Source organism: Flavobacterium sp. 2 (genome assembly GCF_049949195.1).
Classification (GTDB): Bacteria; Bacteroidota; Bacteroidia; order Flavobacteriales; family Flavobacteriaceae; genus Flavobacterium.
In genome coordinates this window covers 630,435-651,266 of record NZ_CP188206.1, presented here as the reverse complement: position 1 = coordinate 651,266, position 20,832 = coordinate 630,435, and the positions used below count along the sequence as shown (strand labels likewise).

The following is a 20,832-nucleotide window of genomic DNA, read 5'->3' as shown; positions in this document are numbered from 1 at the left end:
TGAGAAGGAAAGTATTTGTAAAATTTCAAATATTTCGAACATTATACAATAACTAAAAGGGAAGAATAATTAAAATCCATCTTTTTTGATCCAAAGTTGAGTTGTTTTCGTATATAAGAATAGGTTAAGTTTTCTTTTTTCAAAATCTTAAAATAAAGATATGATAAGTAATACAGCAGAAAACAGTTTAATAGTAGAGATCATCCTAATATCAATTATTTTTTTAGGGTTTTCGGTCTGCTTTTTTATTGTCAAAAGCAAAGTCTTAACTTTTAAAAAAGAAAAAATAACTGATGAAGATTATGATAAAAGTACTGAAAAAGCAATAAAAAATTTAAGGAAATAATGTTTAGTAACAGCCATAAATTCTCAGTTACAGGCTGAATTCAGTTATTTTAAAGATATCCCAATTTGGAGGGATATCTTTAATTTGTTTTTCTTTATTTTATTTAAAGAAAATTTATTGAGGAATAAAAATATCAAAAGTAGCACCTTTCATAGGTTGAGATGTAGCCATAATTATTCCGTTATGATTTTCAACTATTTTTTTGACAATGGCCAAACCAATACCAGTTCCGTCATAAACATCTCTGCTGTGTAGTCTTTGAAAAACGCCAAATATTTTTTCGCTGTGTTCAGGTTCAAAACCAATTCCGTTGTCCTGAAAACTGATATGACAGTAAGTTTCCAAAGGAATTAATTTATCATTATGCAAATCTTTTCCAGTGGCAATTCGGCTTTTAATCGTAATTTCAAGTGGAACTTCTTTCTGAGAAAATTTCAGTGAATTATTAATTAAATTTTCAAGAAGCTGAATAAACAAAAACGGAATAATATTGATTTTTCCGTGTAAATCGGTGATAATTAAAGCATTTTTTTCTTTGATGTTTTCTCTGAGCGCTTCTTTTACATTTTCAATTATAGTATCAAGATCTGTATTTTCATAGATGCGATCAATAATATTTGTTCTGGAAAAAGCCAAAAGATCGTTGATTAATTCACGCATTCTATTGGTTGAATACAAAATACGATCAAATTTTAATCTTCCGTCAGGGCTTAAATTTTCATATTCTTTTGCGAGAATAATATTTGAAAATGTCTGAATTTTTCGCAGCGGTTCCTGAAGATCATGACTTGAAATGTGCGTGAAAGCATCTAATTCGGTATTTTTTCTTTTTAATTCGTTTGCATATTTTTCGATTGCTACATATTGGGCAGCCAAATCTTCATTTGCTTTTATAATTTTGGCGTTAAGTGCATTTGTTTCTTCTTCTTTGAGTTGTAATTCTCTTGTTTTTTTATACAATTCAGTAAAAACCATCACTTTTGCCTTCAGAATTTCAGCTGATAATGGTTTGATCATATAATCAACCGCTCCCGATTGATATCCTTTAAAAATATAATCGGATGTATTCATATTGGCGGTAAGAAAAATAATGGGAACATGTTTGAGCTTTTCACTTTGCCGAATGAGTTCAGCCGTTTCAAATCCATCCATTAGAGGCATTTGCACATCCATCAGAATAATAGCAAAATCCTGACTTTTCAGGAGTATTCGCAAAGCATCTTTTCCTGAAGTAGCTTCAACAAATTGATATCCCAAATCAGCAAGAATAACCTGCAGAGAAAGTAAATTTTCCTTTTTGTCGTCTACTAATAATATTTTAACTGGAGCTTTTTCCATGATGTTTTTTATTTAAAATATTATTTCAGCCAAACTCTCATTAATGAAGATAATTGCTCCACATTAACGGGTTTTGTAATATAATCCGATGCGCCAGATTCAATACATCTTTGTCGGTCGCCTTTCATGGCTTTTGCGGTAACGGCAATAATGGTCAGATCTTTATGTTTTGCATTTTGTCTGATGATTTTCATGGTTTCATAACCATCAAGTTCGGGCATCATAATATCCATCAAAACAATATCCATTTTGACATTCTGATTTAGAATTTCAATAGCTTCATGACCGCTTTCGGCACTGATAACATCCAATCCAAAACGTTCCAACGCAGTTGTAAGCGCAAATAAATTTCGGACATCATCATCTACAAGAAGCACTTTTTTATTGATAAGTACGTCTTCTTTCAAATAATACGTTTCAATTCGTTCCCTCATGCTGTCAGGCATATCTTTATGCACACGATGAAGGAATAGGGCAGTCTGATCGACCAATTCATCAATTGAAGTGGCGCTTTTTGTTATAATACTATATGCAAAACGATTGAGTTTGCTTCTTTGTTTTTTATTGACATCGCCTGCAGAATGGATAATGATAGCAGTTTCCTGACTATTTATATTATTTTCGAGATCATTAATTAAGTCAAGACCGTCAGCATCTGGAAGAAATAAATCCAATATAATACAGTCAAAGGATTTTTCTTTAATGAGCTCTACAGCTGCTTTTGCTGTTAAAGCGGTTGAAATTGAAATGTCTTCGCCTTTGACAGCTTCTACAATTCGTTTTAAATCCACCGGATTATCATCAACTACAAGAAGGTTTTTTTCTTTTTTGTTTTTGAAATCATGAATGTCATTAAATAATGCGGTCAATAAATCATTTTTTACCGGTTTCACAAGAAAGTTTCTGGCGCCGCGTTTTAAGCCTTTATTTCTTTCATCTTCTCCCGAAATGATATAAACTGGAATGTGTCTCAAGGTGAAATCAGTTTTCAAACGATCGAGAATTTTCCATCCGCTGGTATCCGGCATATTCAAATCCATTGTAATGGCGTGAGGCTGAAACTGATTGATATAATCAATTACATCATTTCCTTTAGTCGTTACAACGGCTTTAATATCATGCTGATGCGCTCTTTCCAGAAGGATTTTGGCAAAAGTGATATTGTCTTCAGCTATTAAAAGAATTTTGTCATTTGGCCTAATATTAGCGCGATCGTCACCAACCTCATCCACAAAATACAAATCAACATCTGACTTATTGAAACTAGCTGACGGAAGCGATTTTAAACGGCTTTTTCCGGCGTGAATTACATTCGTTTCTTCATTGACACTTATATCTTCAATTTCAAGATTATGAACAGATTTTAATGGCAAAAATAAAGTGAATTTACTTCCAATATTGGTGTCACTTTCGAGTTCGATACTTCCGCCCAATAAATCAGAAAGTCCGCGGCTTATGGATAATCCTAAGCCTGTTCCGCCATATTTACGGCTTGTAGAACCTTCTGCTTGTTGGAAAGCTTCAAAAATGATGTTTTGTTTTTCTTTTGAAATTCCGATTCCGGTATCTGAAATTTCGAATGCCACTACAGCTTCTGCATTTTCCAGATTATTGTTTTTGGTTTTCCAATTATTATCTGCTTTGTAAATGCTTAAGCGGACTTGACCTTTTTCGGTAAATTTGAATGAATTCGATAATAGATTTTTCAGAATCTGATTTAATCGCTGTGAATCGGTTTCCATTAATTCAGGAAGATTGTCGTCCATCAAAATTTCAAAATCAAGATGTTTAGCCTGAGAAATAGGGTTGAAGGTTGATTCCACAAAACGACTGATTTCGGCAAAACTAATCGGATTATAATCCACAGAAATATAACCAGATTCAATTTTAGAAAGATCTAGAATATCATTGATCAACTGAATAAGGTCATCACCGCAAGAATTGATTGTTTTGGCAAACTGAATTTGTTTTTCAGATAAATTTCCGTCGCGATTGGCGATTAATTCATTGGCCAAAATCTGCAAACTGTTCAGCGGCGTTCTTAGCTCATGCGACATATTCGCCAAGAATTCCGATTTGTATTTGGATGTCAAAGTAAGTTGATCTGCTTTTTCTTCCAATGCTTTTCTGGCAACCTCAACTTCCTGGTTTTTCTGTTCAACTTCTTCTTTTTGATTGGCCAATAAAATCGCTTTTTCTTCGAGTTCTTCATTGGTATTTTTCAATACTTCTTGTTGGCTTTTCAGCTCGTTTGCCAATGATTGTGACTGAACCAGTAATTCTTCGGTTCTTGAATTCGATTCAATCGTATTCAATACAATTCCGATACTTTCAGTCAATCCTTCAAGGAAATCTAAGTGTGTCTGGTTAAAAGTATCAAGCGAAGCTAATTCAATTACCGCTTTAAGTCTTCCTTCAAATAAAACCGGAAGAATGATAACGTCTTTTGGTTTAGCATCTCCAAGTCCGGAATTAATTCGGATATAATCTTTCGGAACATTACTTAAAATCAAACGTTCCTTTTCAATAGCAACCTGACCAATAAGTCCTTCACCCATTGCATATTGCGTAATAGAATCTTTTCTTTTAATGTAAGCATAAGAAGCGATCAGATTCAATTTTGAATCCATAAAATCTTCACCTTCTTCTAAAATATAGAAAAGCCCATGCTGAGCCGTAACAACTGCAGCAAGTTCAGAAAGGATTTTTTTAGTAACCGCATTCAATTCTTTTTGACCTTGAAGCATTTGCGTAAATTTAGCTAAATTCGATTTCAGCCAGTCTTGTTCCTGATTTCGTAAAGTAGTCGCTTTAAGATTTGAAATCATTTGGTTGATAGTGTCTTTAAGCGCCTCAACTTCACCTTTTGCTTCAACACCAATTGTTCTCGTTAAATCTCCTTGAGTTACCGCCGATGCAACCTCAGAAATAGCACGTACCTGAGTCGTAAGATTTGCCGCTAACTGATTTACGTTTTCCGTCAAGTTTTTCCAGGTTCCTGAAGCTCCGGGAACATTTGCTTGTCCTCCCAATTTTCCTTCAGCACCCACTTCACGCGCCACCGTTGTAACCTGATCAGAGAAAGTCGCGAGTGTATCAATCATTTCGTTGATTGTATCAGTCAATTGCGCCACTTCACCTTTAGCATCAATAGAAAGTTTTTGTTTCAGATTTCCTTTTGCTACTGAAGTTACAACTTTAGCAATTCCACGAACTTGCCCCGTTAAATTCGACGCCATAACGTTAACCGAATCCGTTAAATCTTTCCATGTTCCGGCAACACCTTTTACTTCCGATTGTCCTCCTAATTTTCCTTCAGTACCCACTTCACGCGCCACACGGGTAACCTCAGAAGAAAAGGAATTCAACTGTTCCACCATCGTGTTGAACGTATTTTTCAAATCCAAAATTTCACCTTTTACGTCAACGGTAATTTGTTTTGAAAGGTCGCCATTTGCTACGGCTTTGGTTACATCAGCAATGTTACGAACCTGACCCGTTAAATTGGATGCCATTTGGTTCACCGAATCCGTTAAATCTTTCCATGTTCCGGCAACACCCGGTACGAAAGCCTGTCCGCCTAATTTTCCGTCAGTACCAACTTCACGCGCCACACGAGTTACCTCAGAAGCAAAAGCACGAAGCTGATCCACCATAGTATTTACAGTTTCTTTTAATTGAAGAATCTCTCCACGAACGTCTGCAGTAATTTTTTTAGACATATCTCCGTTGGCAACGGCAATCGTTACCTCGGCAATATTACGAACCTGAGTAGTTAAGTTACCCGCCATTTGGTTCACCGAATCCGTCAAATCTTTCCATGTTCCGGCAACACCCGGCACGTTTGCCTGACCTCCCAATTTTCCTTCAGTACCCACTTCACGCGCCACACGAGTTACCTCAGAGGCAAATTCACGAAGCTGATCCACCATGGTATTTAGTGTTTCTTTTAATTGCAGAATTTCTCCGGCTACGTCAACCGTAATTTTTCGGGACATATCGCCATTGGCAACGGCAATCGCTACATCGGCAATGTTACGTACCTGAGCGGTAAGATTTCCTGCCATTTGGTTCACCGAATCGGTTAAATCTTTCCAGGTTCCGGCAACTCCAGGAACGTTTGCTTGTCCTCCCAGTTTTCCTTCGGTTCCAACTTCTCTCGAAACCCTTGTAACCTCCGAAGCAAAGCCTCGTAGCTGATCCACCATGGTATTAATTGTATTTTTTAATTCTAAGATTTCTCCTTTTACGTCAACGGTAATTTGGAGCGATAAATCTCCTTTTGCCACGGCAGTTGTAACTTCGGCGATATTTCGTACTTGTCCGGTTAAGTTGGATGCCATTTGGTTCACGGAATCCGTTAAATCTTTCCATGTTCCGCCGACACCTTCAACCTGTGCTTGTCCTCCCAATTTTCCTTCAGTACCAACCTCACGTGCCACACGGGTTACCTCAGAGGCAAAGGAATTCAGCTGACCCACCATCGTATTAATGGTATTTTTAAGCTCTAAAATCTCTCCTTTGGTATCAACGGTAATTTGGCGTGATAAATCGCCTTTTGCTACGGCTGTTGTTACTTCGGCGATGTTACGTACTTGTCCGGTTAAGTTGGATGCCATTTGGTTTACCGAATCCGTTAAATCTTTCCAGGTTCCTCCAACACCTTTTACTTTTGCCTGACCGCCTAGTTTTCCTTCTGTACCAACTTCAAGCGCCACACGCGTTACCTCAGAAGAGAAGGAGTTTAGCTGATCCACCATTGTGTTAATGGTTTTCTTTAACTCAAGGATTTCTCCTTCGGCGACGGCTGTAATTTTTTTCGAAAGGTCACCATTTGCAACGGCTGTTGTAACTTCGGCGATGTTACGTACTTGTCCGGTTAAGTTGGATGCCATTTGGTTAACCGAATCGGTTAAATCTTTCCAGGTTCCACCAACACCTTTTACTTTGGCCTGACCTCCCAATTTTCCTTCTGAACCAACCTCACGTGCCACACGAGTTACCTCGGCACCAAAAGAGTTCAGCTGATCCACCATGGTATTGATGGTATTTTTTAATTCGAGGATTTCTCCTTCAACGTTTACGGTAATTTTTTTAGATAAATCTCCTTTTGCAACGGCTGTAGTTACTTCGGCAATGTTTCGTACTTGTCCGGTTAAGTTGGACGCCATTTGATTCACCGAATCGGTTAAATCTTTCCAAACTCCACCGACACCACGTACACGAGCCTGTCCGCCCAGTTTTCCTTCAGAACCCACTTCACGAGCCACACGGGTTACCTCAGAAGAAAAGGAATTTAACTGATCCACCATGGTATTAATAGTGTCTTTCAGTTCCAGAATTTCTCCTTTTACGTCAACTGTGATTTTTTTCGAAAGATCTCCTTTTGCTACGGCTGTGGTTACATCGGCGATATTTCTAACTTGTCCGGTAAGATTGGATGCCATTTGGTTTACCGAATCCGTTAAATCTTTCCAGGTTCCACCAACACCTTTTACTTGAGCCTGACCGCCGAGTTTTCCTTCAGTACCAACTTCACGCGCCACACGAGTTACCTCAGAAGAAAACGAGTTCAGCTGATCCACCATGGTATTGATGGTATTTTTTAATTCCTGAATTTCTCCTTTTACGTCAACGGTAATTTTTTTGGATAAATCTCCTTTTGCCACCGCGGTTGTTACATCGGCGATATTTCTAACTTGTCCGGTAAGGTTGGAAGCCATTTTATTTACTGAATCGGTCAAATCTTTCCAAACTCCACCAACACCACGAACTTTTGCCTGACCGCCCAGTTTTCCCTCGGTACCAACCTCACGCGCCACACGCGTAACTTCCATAGAGAAAAGATTCAGCTGTTTTACCATGGCGTTTACCTCTTTTGCAATTCTGAGGAATTCTCCCTGCAACGGATTTCCTTCAATAGCTAAAGGCATTTCCTGTGATAAATTTCCTTTTGCAACTGAGGTAATTACGTGCGCAATTTCAATTGTAGGGTGAACTAAATCGGAAATCAATGTGTTTACTGAATCGACGCAGGAACTCCAGGAACCGCGCGCTCCGTCCAAAACGACACGATTGGTTAATTTTCCTTGTTTACCAATGCTTTTTCCAACCTTCTGAAATTCAAAAACCATTCTTTCGTTCAGGTCAATAATTTCATTTAAGGTATCGCAAATGGCTCTTTTTGTTCCATCCTGATCGGTAGGGAAACGTTGGGAGAAATTACCATTTTTTACTTTCAGCAAAATTTTAAGAAACTCAGCGTCACTAAGAATTGATTCCTCAGTTTTGCTTTTTCTACTTTTGCTATTAGGTCTTATTTCATCTGTAATAACAGGCAGAGCAATCAGCATGTCATTTTTTAATGTTTTATCGTTATGCGTCTTATTTTTCATAATTGGTAAATCTTTGCTGAAGGATTTGTTTTTGGTGATTTTGGGCTATGAGTTATGAGTTATGAGTTTTGGGTTTATTAGTTTTTAATTCATAACTCATAATTCATAACTCATAATTGTTACGCGTTTTCATTGAGTAAAATTTTCCTAAGATGAAACTGTACGAAAGCATCCATAGAATCGGGTCTTTTGGTATTGTCGGTGTAATTTAAAGGCTTTATAATATATCCTGAAATCCCTAATTTTTCGGCTGTAATTCGATCACTGCTTTCTGAAGAAGTCGTCATGATGAATACTTTTAAATCTTTTAAATTGTCATCAGTTCTCAGGATTTTCAGAAATTCAATTCCATTCATTTTTGGCATATTGATATCCAGCAGAATCACATCCGGAACAAGTGGGTTTTCTGTGTTTCTGAGCATTTGAAGTGCTTCAAGACCATTATACGCAGTATGGAGAATATATTTGATCTCTAGCTTTTTCAATGAACGTTCCACCGAAATTGTATCGAGTTCATCATCTTCAATTAATAAAATATTAGGCTTTCTCATGCTGTTTGTTATTTCTCCAGGTGAAAGTAAATGTGGTTCCTTCGCCCAGTTTTGATTCTACATGTATACTTTCTCCCTGATCATCAATGATTTTTTTAACAATGGCGAGTCCAACTCCGGTGCTTTCCATTTCATTTTTCTCTCTCAGTGTCTGGAAAATTTCAAATATTTTTTGGTGATATTCTTCATCGATACCAATTCCGTTGTCTGTTACTGAAAATTCATAATAGTTGAGTACTTTCTGGCACTTTATTTCGATATAAGGATTTTCAGGTTTTGAATATTTGACCGCATTGCTGATTAAATTCGAAAAAACCTGTTCCAGTTTTAAACGCTCTGTAACAAGTTCAGGAAGGTTTATAATTTCGAGTTTGAATTCTCTCGGGACAATAGATTGCGCGATTTCATGAACAAGTGCATTTGTATCGACAATTTCGGGAGAAGTCTTTCTGTTAATGCGGGCGTAATCCAAAAGTCCGTTAATCAAAGCTTCCATACGCTGTGTTCTTTTCGGAATAATATTCAGATAATTTCTTAAAGCAGGAGAAAGTTCGCCTGACAAATCTTCTTCAATCCAGCTTATTACATTGTAAATTCCCCGAAGCGGCGCTTTTAAATCATGAGAAACAACATAGGCAAATTTGTTAAGTTCTTCGTTTTTGTTTTCCAGTTCCTGAATATTCTTTTCGAGTCGGCGCGACATGATATTTAAAGATGCCGCGAGCGCGCTTAGTTCATCTTTTTTAAAATCCCGAACAATAGTAAAACGACCTTTTGAAATCGTATCGGCGACCCGAACCATCGAATTTATTCGTTTTGTAATCATAATTACGATGTAAGCCGTGCTGCATATTCCAACAAAAATGGTAAGTGATAAAAAAACCAGTGAATAACTTCGCGCTTTGTTTAGAGAATGCAGCAACATTTCACTGTGATGAGCTCTCGTTTTGTATTCGATTTTTTCAAATCTTTTAAATTTTTCTGTAATCGAATCATTAATATTTTTGCCAATATGCTTCTTAAATTTAGTATCTAAAAGGAATTGGTAGGTTTTAGGATTTTCTCTTCTCGCTCGAATTAATTCGGATGTAAAAGAAAGCCATTCCGAATGAAGAATACTTATCGAATCTAAAATAGAAGACTGAATCGTATTGCTGTCAATGAGCGTATGTTGTTCTACAAAAAAGTCAGGAACTTTTTCTATTCCGCTATAATAAGGCGCCAGATAGGTCGTGTCATTAGTCAGTAAATAACCCCGAACGGCACTTTGCATTTGTAAAATGGCTCTATGAGTTTTATTTGAATTTCGGATGACAGCTTCCGATTTTGAAAGAAACTCTGAGTTTTGATTGACTTTGAGAGACAGCCTGTAATTGGTATACGAATCTGCAGCAGAAAGCAAAATGATAAGTGTAAAGGCTAAAATTATTTGAGTTGATAACTTCATTGTCTTTCTATTAAGAAAATCGCATTAAATAATAAAAAATGACTTATTTTAAAATGGGCATATTTTGCATTTTTGAAAAATTCACTATACCGTAAAATCACTTATAATCTTCTTTAATTCGTTAAAATCACTCGGTTTTGAAATAAATTCTTTTGCACCATAATTTCTGGCCTTTAGTTTTGTTTCTTCAAATTGAGAAGTAGAAAAAATAACTACTGGAATATCCTGAATAATCTTCTGTGTTTTAATAGCGGCTAAAAATTCAAAACCCGACATAATTGGCATATTCAAATCAAGAAAAATAATATCTGGAATAAGTTCTAGGCGAATTAATTTGTTGAGCGCTTCAACCGAATTATGCATTGCAGTATAATCAGCATCGGAAACTGCCTGAAGTGCTTCCATGAAAAATTCGCAATCGTCAACATCATCGTCAATTTGCAGTATATTTTTATAAATCATATGTGTTTTTGGTTTTGTTAAAAGATGATAATTCTTCGCGCTTATTATTTTGGTGAATTAGGAAGTGCGATTCAATAAATCTGTCACATAATAAATGGGGAACTTATTATCGAAATTGACAAAACAGCAATGTATATTTTGAAGTAAAAATGTTTCATAGAATTCAGAATTTTTGGTGTTAATTAATCTATGAAAGTAGAAATAAGATTTTCCTTTCTTTTACATGATTTCAGATTAATGTTATATAATTAATATGTTTTGATTTTTCATTTAGTCATTTAAGAGCAAAAGATCGTAATGATTAAGTTTAAAGATTTTTTATAAAATAGTTTGATTTTGGTCAAAATGATTGGAATTCAAATAGCTTTAATGGTTTTGTAGCCTGTATTTGTGCAAAATGTCTATAATAATGAATAATGTGTCCATTAATTAAAAATTCAAGATCTATAATTTTACTTCAAGTGAAAATCTAATGAGTCTGCAACTCACAGACACAAGAGAAGCATTGGTTTTTTATCTAAAAGATTAAGTTTGTTTTTATGGTTTTACTAAATGGGAGATTAATAAAATAATCTCCTATTTTTTATAAGTACAAGTCTGAAATCTGAAGCTTATTTTTTATACCGAATTGCAGCAGTTTTAAAATTTAGAAATTTTAGTTCATAGACAAGTAGATTTCTTTTGAACGGAGAGTTTTTAAGCTGCGTTTTATTAATGATAAATAATAATTTTTTAAATGTGTTATAATATGAAAACTGACTGTTCGAGAATTAAAAACGAGACTGCTTCAGCTGGTGGTTTTACTTATTTTCTGGTATTATTTTTTTTAATTTTCAATGCGTATTCTCAAAATGGAGAAAAAACAAAAAGTTCGTTTGCTGTAATTGAAAAGCTTATTGGAAATCGCGCAAATGACTTTCAACTGGAAATTATAGAAAGTAAAGAAGGAGATGATTCAGATTGGTTTGAAGTTGAAACAACAACAAATGCAGTAAAAATTAAAGCAACATCAAATACAGTAATTTGTTATGCGGCGTATAATTTTCTGAGAGATATTGGTGCTGTTTTAGTCAGTTGGGAAGGAAATAGAATCAATTTGCCTAAAACGTGGCCTGTTTATTCAAAAAAAGGAGCTACTCCTTTTAAATATAGAGAATATTTAAACGCCTGTACTTTTGGTTACACGACTCCGTGGTGGGATTGGGAGCGCTGGGAAAAAGAAATTGACTGGATGGCTTTGCATGGTATTAATTTGCCTACTGCATTAGAAGGTCAAGAGGCAGTTTGGCAATTACTTTGGAAAGAATATGGCGTAACAGATGAACAATTACAAAAGCATTTTGCAGGACCAGCATTTTTACCTTGGCAGAGAATGGGAAATATAAACAGTCTTGATGGGCCGTTGCCGCAAGAATGGATCAATAAAAAAGAAATTGTTCAAAAGAAGATTCTGCAAAAAATGAGAGCATTGGGAATGCATCCGGTGGTGCCCGCTTTTAGTGGATATGTTCCGAAAGCATTTGCAGAAAAACATCCTGATTCAAAAATAAGCGAACTAAAATCTTGGTCGGGTGGAGGTTTTGAAAGTACTTATTTATTAGATTCTAAAGATCCTTTGTTTAAAGAAATTGGAAAACGCTTTATAGAAATTTATACGAAGTTATATGGAGAATCTGATTTTTATCTCGCCGATTCTTTTAATGAAATAGTACCGCCAGTTTCAGAAGGACATAAAAATGAAGAATTAGCCGACTACGGGAAAACAATTTTTGAAGCTATTAATGATGCGGCACCAAAAGCAAAATGGGTAATGCAGGGCTGGCTTTTTGGCGATAATAAAGAATTTTGGACGAAAGAAGCAACAAAAGCTTTCCTGAGCAAAGTTCCAAATGATAGAATGATCATTCAGGATTATGCAAATGATAGGTATAAAGTGTGGGAAAATCAGGAGGCATTTTATGGAAAACAATGGACATACGGTTATGTTCATAATTATGGAGGATCCAATCCTGTTTATGGCGATTTTAATTTCTACAGAAATGAACTTATTAGCCTGATGAAAAACACAAACAAAGGGAATGTTGTAGGTTACGGAGTCATGCCGGAAGGATTAAATAATAACTCATCGGTTTACGAATATATTTATGATCTTCCATGGACGCTGGGTAAAGAGTCAGTAAATGATTGGCTGAAAAACTATTTGAAAGCCAGATACGGAAGAGATAATTCAGCCGACGTTCTTAAAGCCTGGCAATTATTGGTAGAATCGGTTTACAGCACGAAATATTGGGAAACACGCTGGTGGAATGATAAAGCCGGAGCTTATTTGTTTTTTAAGAAACCAACTTTAAAAATAACAGAATTTAAAGGAAATCCTGGTGATAAGGAAAAGCTGAAACAGGCTTTGGATATTTTGAATAAAGAAGCTAAGAATTTTGATAAAAAGAACCTTTTTCAATATGACTTGATCGATGCGTCAAGACATTATTATTCGCTTTGTATTGATGAAATGTTAATGGAATGTGTGGCGGCTTATAATTCGAAAGACTTGAAAAAAGGAGATGAATTATTTAAAAAGATAGAAAAACAAGCTTTTGAAATAGACAATATGATGAAAGGCCAGCCTTTAAATAATTTAAACAATTGGTTGCAGTCGGCATGGAATTACGGAAGTTCTGAATCAGAATCGAAATTGTATTTAAAAAATGCAAAAACAATAATTACGCTTTGGGGAGGCGAAGGACATTTAAATGATTATGCTTCAAGAGCATGGGGCGGCATGTATAAAGGATTTTATTGGCCAAGATGGAAAATGTTTTTACAAGCTCAAAGAGAATCGGTTACCAGCAACAAACCATTTGATGAATTGAAAGTGGTTGAATCTATTAAAGAATGGGAAACAAAATGGTGCGAAAGCGAAAAAATGAATTAACTGAAAAAATGCTCGATTAAGATTTGTGAGAATTATAAAACAAGCCTGATTTAATAACTTTTAACAGACAGCACTTTAGAATAATTTTAACCTTTTTTAAAGTATAAATTGTGAAGAAATAAGCATCTAAAGCCTTTGTTTTATTGGGATAAGCAAAAATATCCATGTTTATGAATAATCTGTCCATTCATTAAATAAAGCATAATTCTATCTTCGCTTAACAATTTTTTAACTAACTAACTTAAATATAATATGGAAAAACTTAAACTATTATTACTAATCTTTTTTGCAGGCTTCTCAATGAATTGTTGGGCGCAAAAAACAGATGTGTCCGGTGTAGTTTTGGACGACAAAGGCATGCCATTACCAGCGGCCAATGTAATTGAAAGTGGAACTAAAAATAGTGCCATGACAGATTTTGATGGAAGATTCAAACTTACTGTTTCAAATAAAAACGCAAGCCTATTAGTTTCTTTTGTTGGGTTTGTAGATCAAAGTGTCAAACTTAACGGATCACAAAATATCACAATTAGATTAGCTTCAACTACTACAAACTTAGAGCAAGTTGTTGTTGTAGGATACGGAAAAGGATCTCGTAAAAACTTAACAACTGCAGTTTCATCTGTAAAAGCAGATGACTTAAATAACGGTGTAATTGCTGACGTTGGTCAATTATTGCAAGGTAAAGTTTCAGGTTTGAATGTTTCAACAAGTGGTGATCCTACTAAAGCTTCTTCAGTTGTTTTACGTGGAGCGTCGACATTAAATAGTTCTCAAGGGCCATTTTATGTAGTTGACGGAATTCCGGGTGTTGATATTTCTATTATTGCTCCTGACGATATTGTTACAATTGATGTATTGAAAGATGCCGCTGCAACTGCTATTTATGGTAACCGTGCTGCAAATGGTGTAATCATGGTAACAACAAAAAGAGGAAGCAAAGACAGATCTCAAATTAGCTACAGTAATTATTTTGGTTTTGAAAAAGTATCAAATCAGCTGGATATGATGAATGCTACTCAATTGAGAGATTTCGTAACCAAAAATAATTTAAGTTTTACTCCTGAAAATGATAAAGGTGCAGATACTGACTGGCAAAAGGCAATCCTTAGACCTGGTTACACACCGTCAACAACTCAAAATCTTTCTATGAGCGGTGGAGGCGAGCATGGTAATTATTTTGCGAGTGTAAGTTATATCAATAAAGAAGGAGTATTACAAGGAAATGAATTTTCACGCGTAATTGCGCACTTAGCAATTGAGCAGAATGCTTTTGATGATAATGTTAAATTTGGTTTGAACGTTACCAACTCAAACAGTAAATACAATAATGTGCCACAACGTAACGTGGTATTGCAGCAATCGATAAACCACTTGCCGGTTTCGCCGATAACGAATCCAAACGGAACTTATTTTGAAAATTTCATCCAGACGGGTTATTTTAATCCAGTGGCAATGATGAATCATGCAGATGACGATACAAAAACAAATAATCTTGTTGCTAGTTTAACGTCTGAAGTAAAACTTCCTTGGGGATTCACTTATAACTTGAATTTGTCTTACCAACAATTAAATTCACTTCACGGTGAATATTATGACAGTTATTATCAACAATATAATAGTTCGAATTTCTACAATAATCCAGATCCACCTCAAACAAAAACATTAGTGAATTTTGGTGTAAACGGATCAGCTTTGAGAAATTCATACCAAACCAGCAATACAATTATTGAAAGTTTCCTGAATTGGGATAAAGCTTTTGGCAACCACAAACTTAAAGCAGTTCTTGGTTATTCATGGCAAGAAGATGTTTTAGGAGATGGATTTCAGGCAACAAATACTAATTTTCCGGTAGACAATGTGAGTTACAATAATCTTGCTTTAGGAAATTATAGTTCGGTTTCAGGTTACAGAGTAGATTTCGGAGATAGCAAAGCTTATCAGAAAAAACGTTTGATTTCTTATTTTGGACGTTTAAATTACAATTTCAAAGACAAATACCTTTTACAAGGATCTATTAGAAGAGATGGTGGTTCTGTATTTGGTGCAAATAATCAATGGGGATACTTTCCTTCAGTTGGTGGAGCTTGGAGAATTGACAAAGAAGGTTTTATGGCTAACCAAGAAATCTTTACCGATTTAAAACTTCGTGCAAGCTGGGGGCAAACAGGAAACTCTTCTGGATTTAATGCTTACACTGCTCAATTTATCTCAGGAAGTCTAGGTACATTTTATTATAACGGACAGCAAGTTGGAGCTTATGGACCAAATCAGGCAGCAAATCCAGATTTGAATTGGGAAAAAACAGCTACAGCAAATATTGGTCTTGACTTTACAGTATTGAAAGGAAAATTATCTGGTTCTGTAGAGGTTTATGACAAAAAAACAACCGATATGATTTACAACTATTCTGTAAATCCAGTACTTGTACCAGTAGGAACAATCGTTGCAAACGGTGGAAATATGTCAAACAAAGGTGTCGAGGTTACTTTGAATGCAAATGTGGTTAAAACTAAAAACTTCAGTTATGCAACAAGTTTAAATTTTTCACACAACAAAAATGAGATCACTAAATTGACAAATCCTTATTTTATTGGAGGTGATTCAATTAGAAGAGTGCAGCCAGATGGAGGCGGACAAACAGGAAGTACGTTGCAAATTTTAAAAGAAGGAAAACCTCTTGGGCAATTCTTTACGCTTCAATACGCAGGAAAAAATGCAGCAGGTATTTCTCAATATGTTGCTAAAGATGGAAGTTTAACAACTAATCCTCAAATTGGTGTAGATTACCATTATGCAGGAAGTGCACAGCCTAAATTCATGATGGGATGGAACAATAATTTTACATACAAAAAATTTGATTTGAATATTTTCTTCCGTGGTGTATTTGGTAATAAAATTTTCAATGCAACTCGTGCAGATTTGTTTAGGCCGAGTACAGCAATGTCTAATAACATACTTGTAGATGCGGCAGGTGAATCGCCAAATGATATTAATGCCTATAAATATTCAACTCGTTTTATAGAAGATGGCAGCTACATCCGATTAGATAATATGACTTTAGGTTATGATTTTGGTAAAGTTGGACGATACATTAAAAAGATCCGTATTTATGAAACCGTAAATAACCTTTTTGTTATCACAAAATACAGCGGAATTGATCCTGAGGTGGAACAAGGAGGAACTGCTCCTGGTGTAGATTCAAATAACTTTTACCCAAAAACCACAACATTTTTGTTTGGTATGAACGTGGTATTTTAAAAATTAAATTGTAAAAACTATGAAAAATATACTTAAATATTTAGCACTTCCTCTTCTTGTGGCTGGTGGTTTAGTAAGTTCTTGCGACGATCTTGAGGTGCCAATTACGACACAATTAACGCCAGACGTATTTCCTCAGAATTCGGCACAATATATTCAATCATCTGGTGCAGTTTATGCTGCTTTTCGTGGCGATTTTGCATTTTCCTGGTGGTGGTCACAGTCACTAACTACTGATGAGGCCATTATGCCTGCACGTGGAGGAAACTGGTTTGATAACAGAGGTTATGCTTGTCAGCATTATCATGATTGGACTGCAGATAATGGAGTTGGACCGTGGGATTGGGCAGAAAAAGTTATTGGAACAAGTAATCAAACCATTGCTATTCTAGATAAAAACATGCCTAAAGGTGCAGAAAAATCAACTATGATTTCTGAATTAAAAACAATGCGTGCTATCAGTTATTTTATGTTGATGGATTCTTATGGAGGTGTGCCATTAGATACTGTATTTGGAGAATTTAGTTCTAAAGAGAGATCTAGTAGGACTGAAGTTTTTAATTTCATTGAAAAAGAATTAAAAAATGCTATTCCTAATTTAAATCCTGCATCTGGAATAACAACATATGGTCGACCAAATAAACAAACAGCAAATGCAATGCTTGCTAAATTGTATTTAAATGCTGAGGTTTATACAGGAACGCAACGTTACAATGATTGTATTGCTGCTGCTGATGCTGTAATTAATTCTGGTTTGTATGTTATTGAGCCTAGAGCAACTTATCTTCAGATGTTCTATCCAAATAATGGACCGCAAATGAAAGAATTTATTTTTGCTGTACCTTTTGATCCTGCCGCTACATCAGTAGGTTTCAATGGACAAATGTATCATGCTCGTTATGATGTGCCACGTTCTGAAAGAACTAAATTTGGTCTTCCATTTACACCTAGCGCACCTAGAAGTACGTTGCCTTCATTTTATGCTTATTTTAATGATGTTAATGATATTCGTAATAAACAATGGTTGACTGGTTTGCAATACATGAATGACGGTGTTACTCCGGTAATGGTTACTACAACAAAGAAAGGGTATGACCAATTCTATACAGGATCTGATGGTGGCGCAGCATATACATATCAGGTAAACTTAACTCCTGATATTGTTCTTCGTCAGAATGCATCTTTGTTTGATTGTGGTAATGATGAAATTGCATGGAATATGGGGTATAGAAACATTAAATTTTATCCTGATAATACTTCAACTAGCCGTAACCAAAATAACGATGTTCCATTTTTACGTTATTCAGATGTTATTTTGATGAAAGCCGAAGCTATTCTTCGTGGAGGAAATGCCACTCTTGGACATACAGCTGTTTCGTTGGTAAACATGGTTCGTTCTAATCGTTCAACATCTGCGGCATGGACTGCTGTAACATTAGATGATCTGTATAAAGAAAGATCCCGTGAATTTGCATGGGAAGCATGGCATAGAAATGACATGATTCGTTTTGGTAAATACGAAGGTCAATGGGGCTTTAAAACAAACGCCGATCCTACACGTCGTATATTTCCAATTCCAACTTACGCCAAAGCTTTAAATCCTAAGTTAGACCAGAATCCTGGTTATTAAGACAAAAAAATAAGCTAAAAACACAAATTGTAATAGTTATAAAAAGGAGAGGAAGAGCAAAAATTCTTCTCCTTTTTTATTAAAAGCAGCAAATCCAAAGTTCAAAACTTTTTTAGGACAAAATAATGGAATTAAGTAAAATTTATAAAATTGGATATTTAGGAATAAGTTTATGTCTTATTTTTTTAGTATCGTGCCAAAGTGAGAAAACAGCTTATCTCCAAAAAAATCAATTGGTAGATAAGGTGTATCCTTTGCTTGATACTCAAAACTCAAGATGGTTTTATTTTTCATCCGCTAGCCGTCCATTTGGTATGGTAAATTTAAGTCCCGACACAGAAATTAATGGTGATTGGGGATGTGGTTATAAATTTGACAGAGACACCATAAAAGGATTCAGCCATGTTCATGAATGGCAATTGTCAGGACTTTCAGTAATGCCGGTTGTGGTTTCTAACGAAAATAGAAAAGAGATTTTTAAAGATTTTTATTCTAAATTTAGTCATGACACAGAAAAAATAACTCCTGGTTATCACTTGGTAATATTGGACAGATACCAAATTACTTCAGAACTGACGAGTACAAAAAGAGTTGGTTTTCATAGATATACTTTTCCTGCAAATGCTCAAAAAGCAATTCTTTTGAATCTGAATACGATTTTAGGACCATGCGAAAATACAGATGGCATATTAGAAAAGAATAACGATAATGAACTTTCAGGTTCATTGGTTTTAAGCACCAATTTCAGACGCCCAAAACCGGTAAAAGTATTCTTCAAAATTAAATTAAATGCACCGATAAGTTCTGTTGAGAAAGATTCTAAAACTGGAAATTACTTGGTTAACTTCGGTAATTCCGATAAAAAAATATTGATGAAAGTGGGTATTTCTTATACTTCTATTGAAAATGCGTCACTTAATATTCAGGAAGAATTACCACATTGGGATTTTGACAAAATAGCTGAAGCATCGCGTGAAGAATGGAATAGTCTTCTTGGAAGAATTAAAATAGAAGGCGGTACTGAAAAGGATCAAAGAAGATTTTATACCGATCTTTGGCATGCTTTGCAGGGAAGAAAAATGATAAGCGATGCAAATGGCGCCTATCCGGATAATACGGGAGAAAAATTCAGAATTGGACAATTACCAATTGATGCAAAAGGAAAGCCAAAATTCAATCAATACAATTCCGATTCGTTTTGGGGCGCTCAATGGACAATCAATACGCTTTGGGGACTTGCTTATCCTGAAATCATGGATGATTTTGTACATTCCTTAATGCAATATTATAAAGATGGCGGAATGATTCCGCGTGGTCCAGCCGGAGGAAATGATACTTATGTAATGACGGGAGCATCTACTACGCCATTTATTGTCACAGCCATTCAAAAAGGAATTGTAAAAGATGATTTAGAATCGATTTATATTGCTTTGAAGAAAAATCATATGCTGAATGGTATTATGGGAAAAGCTGGATATGAACATAATACAAATAGTGGAGGAGGATTAAAATATTATTTAGAAAAAGGATATGTTCCTTATCCGCTTCCTGAAGGACAATTTGGAAGTCATCAAGACGGTGCCAGCCAAACATTAGAATATGCGTATCAGGATTGGACTTTAGCTCAATTGGCAAAGAAATTAAATCATCAAGATGACTATAAGTACTTTTTAGCTAGGTCTCAAAATTATCAAAATGTTTTTGATCAATCATCAGGATGGATGCGTCCTAAAAATGTTGATGGAAAATGGCTTGCTAATTACGATCCGTATAAATATGAAAATGGTTTTATAGAAGCCAATGGCGCACAAGCAACTTGGTTTGTACCGCATGATATTGACGGTTTGATTAAATTGATGGGCGGAAATGAAAAAGCAGTAGAAAAATTAAATACGCAATTTCAAACGGCTAAAAAACAGAAATTTACCTCAGGCACTTCGCATGATGCCGAATTACATCCCGAGTTTAGCCGAATTCCAATTAACTTTGGAAATCAGCCTTCCATTCAAACCTCTTTTGTTTTTAATTTGATTGGAAGACCAGATTTAACGCAATATTGGACTCGTGAAGTCGTAAAAGAAACCTTCAGCGGATTATCTCCAACAACGGGATATAATGGCGATGAAGATCAAGGTTTGATGGGAAGTTTAAACGTATTGCTCAAGATGGGTTTGTTTCAAATGAATGGCGGAACAGATGAAAATCCAGTGTATCAAATAGGAAGTCCTATTTTTAATAAAGTGTCCATTCAATTAAATCCTGATTATTACAAAGGCAAAAAGTTTGTAATCGAAGCTGTTAATAACAGCGCCGAAAATATTTATATAAGCAAAACAAAATTCAATACTAAACCTGTTGAGAATTTCACAATTTCGCACAATGACATTACAGGCGGAGGCGAATTAATTTTAGAAATGGCGAACAAGCCATAATATCAAATTTTTAAAGTAAATATTCTCAATACGATTAA

10 protein-coding genes are annotated in these 20,832 nt (G+C 35.4%); 5 read left to right on the top strand and 5 right to left on the bottom strand.

Annotated elements, in window-relative coordinates:
- Window positions 1–160: 160 nt before the first annotated feature.
- Window positions 161–346: a hypothetical protein gene (locus tag ACNFIH_RS02655; RefSeq protein ID WP_426485368.1), complete on the top strand. Its 186-nt coding sequence runs from the start codon at window positions 161–163 to the stop codon at window positions 344–346.
- 114 nt (window positions 347–460) lie between these two features.
- On the opposite strand, the gene ACNFIH_RS02650 is transcribed toward ACNFIH_RS02655, so the two are convergent.
- The 5 genes from ACNFIH_RS02650 to ACNFIH_RS02630 form a co-directional block, all read right to left on the bottom strand.
- Window positions 461–1,684: a sensor histidine kinase gene (locus ACNFIH_RS02650; RefSeq protein WP_426485367.1), complete on the bottom strand. Its 1,224-nt coding sequence runs from the start codon at window positions 1,682–1,684 to the stop codon at window positions 461–463.
- A gap of 20 nt (window positions 1,685–1,704) precedes the next feature.
- A complete protein-coding gene (locus ACNFIH_RS02645) occupies window positions 1,705–8,079 on the bottom strand; it encodes a HAMP domain-containing protein (RefSeq protein WP_426485366.1) in 6,375 nt (2,124 codons plus the stop codon).
- Window positions 8,080–8,198: 119 nt separating this feature from the next.
- On the bottom strand, window positions 8,199–8,630 hold the full coding sequence (locus ACNFIH_RS02640; protein ID WP_426485365.1) for a response regulator: 432 nt from the start codon (window positions 8,628–8,630) through the stop codon (window positions 8,199–8,201).
- Window positions 8,617–10,077: an ATP-binding protein gene (locus ACNFIH_RS02635; RefSeq protein ID WP_426485364.1), complete on the bottom strand. Its 1,461-nt coding sequence runs from the start codon at window positions 10,075–10,077 to the stop codon at window positions 8,617–8,619. The genes ACNFIH_RS02640 and ACNFIH_RS02635 overlap by 14 nt, the downstream gene beginning before the upstream one ends.
- A gap of 84 nt (window positions 10,078–10,161) precedes the next feature.
- Entirely contained in the window at window positions 10,162–10,539 is a 378-nt protein-coding gene (locus ACNFIH_RS02630) for a response regulator (protein ID WP_426485363.1), read from the bottom strand.
- A gap of 748 nt (window positions 10,540–11,287) precedes the next feature.
- Here ACNFIH_RS02630 and ACNFIH_RS02625 point away from each other — a divergent pair.
- The 4 genes from ACNFIH_RS02625 to ACNFIH_RS02610 all read left to right on the top strand — a co-directional run bounded on the left by ACNFIH_RS02625 (window position 11,288) and on the right by ACNFIH_RS02610 (window position 20,794).
- Window positions 11,288–13,471, top strand: coding sequence for an alpha-N-acetylglucosaminidase (locus ACNFIH_RS02625; protein ID WP_426485362.1), 2,184 nt, complete (start codon window positions 11,288–11,290; stop codon window positions 13,469–13,471).
- Between the two features lie 252 nt (window positions 13,472–13,723).
- The gene (locus ACNFIH_RS02620; RefSeq protein WP_426485361.1) at window positions 13,724–16,732 is read left to right on the top strand and encodes a SusC/RagA family TonB-linked outer membrane protein; all 3,009 of its coding nucleotides are present in this window, start codon (window positions 13,724–13,726) and stop codon (window positions 16,730–16,732) included.
- A 19-nt stretch (window positions 16,733–16,751) separates the two neighbouring features.
- A complete protein-coding gene (locus ACNFIH_RS02615; RefSeq protein ID WP_426485360.1) occupies window positions 16,752–18,362 on the top strand; it encodes a RagB/SusD family nutrient uptake outer membrane protein in 1,611 nt (536 codons plus the stop codon).
- Window positions 18,363–18,487: 125 nt separating this feature from the next.
- On the top strand, window positions 18,488–20,794 hold the full coding sequence (locus tag ACNFIH_RS02610; RefSeq protein ID WP_426485359.1) for a GH92 family glycosyl hydrolase: 2,307 nt from the start codon (window positions 18,488–18,490) through the stop codon (window positions 20,792–20,794).
- Window positions 20,795–20,832 lie beyond the last annotated feature (38 nt).

Excerpts from the sequence above, each read along its gene's own strand:
- ACNFIH_RS02635 (WP_426485364.1), bottom strand. The coding sequence starts at position 10,077 with ATGAAGTTATCAACTCAAATAATTTTAGCCTTTACACTTATCATTTTG.
- ACNFIH_RS02645 (WP_426485366.1), bottom strand. The coding sequence starts at position 8,079 with ATGAAAAATAAGACGCATAACGATAAAACATTAAAAAATGACATGCTG.
- ACNFIH_RS02655 (WP_426485368.1), top strand. The coding sequence starts at position 161 with ATGATAAGTAATACAGCAGAAAACAGTTTAATAGTAGAGATCATCCTA.
- ACNFIH_RS02615 (WP_426485360.1), top strand. The coding sequence starts at position 16,752 with ATGAAAAATATACTTAAATATTTAGCACTTCCTCTTCTTGTGGCTGGT.
- ACNFIH_RS02610 (WP_426485359.1), top strand. The coding sequence starts at position 18,488 with ATGGAATTAAGTAAAATTTATAAAATTGGATATTTAGGAATAAGTTTA.
- ACNFIH_RS02640 (WP_426485365.1), bottom strand. The coding sequence starts at position 8,630 with ATGAGAAAGCCTAATATTTTATTAATTGAAGATGATGAACTCGATACA.
- ACNFIH_RS02625 (WP_426485362.1), top strand. The coding sequence starts at position 11,288 with ATGAAAACTGACTGTTCGAGAATTAAAAACGAGACTGCTTCAGCTGGT.
- ACNFIH_RS02650 (WP_426485367.1), bottom strand. The coding sequence starts at position 1,684 with ATGGAAAAAGCTCCAGTTAAAATATTATTAGTAGACGACAAAAAGGAA.
- ACNFIH_RS02630 (WP_426485363.1), bottom strand. The coding sequence starts at position 10,539 with ATGATTTATAAAAATATACTGCAAATTGACGATGATGTTGACGATTGC.
- ACNFIH_RS02620 (WP_426485361.1), top strand. The coding sequence starts at position 13,724 with ATGGAAAAACTTAAACTATTATTACTAATCTTTTTTGCAGGCTTCTCA.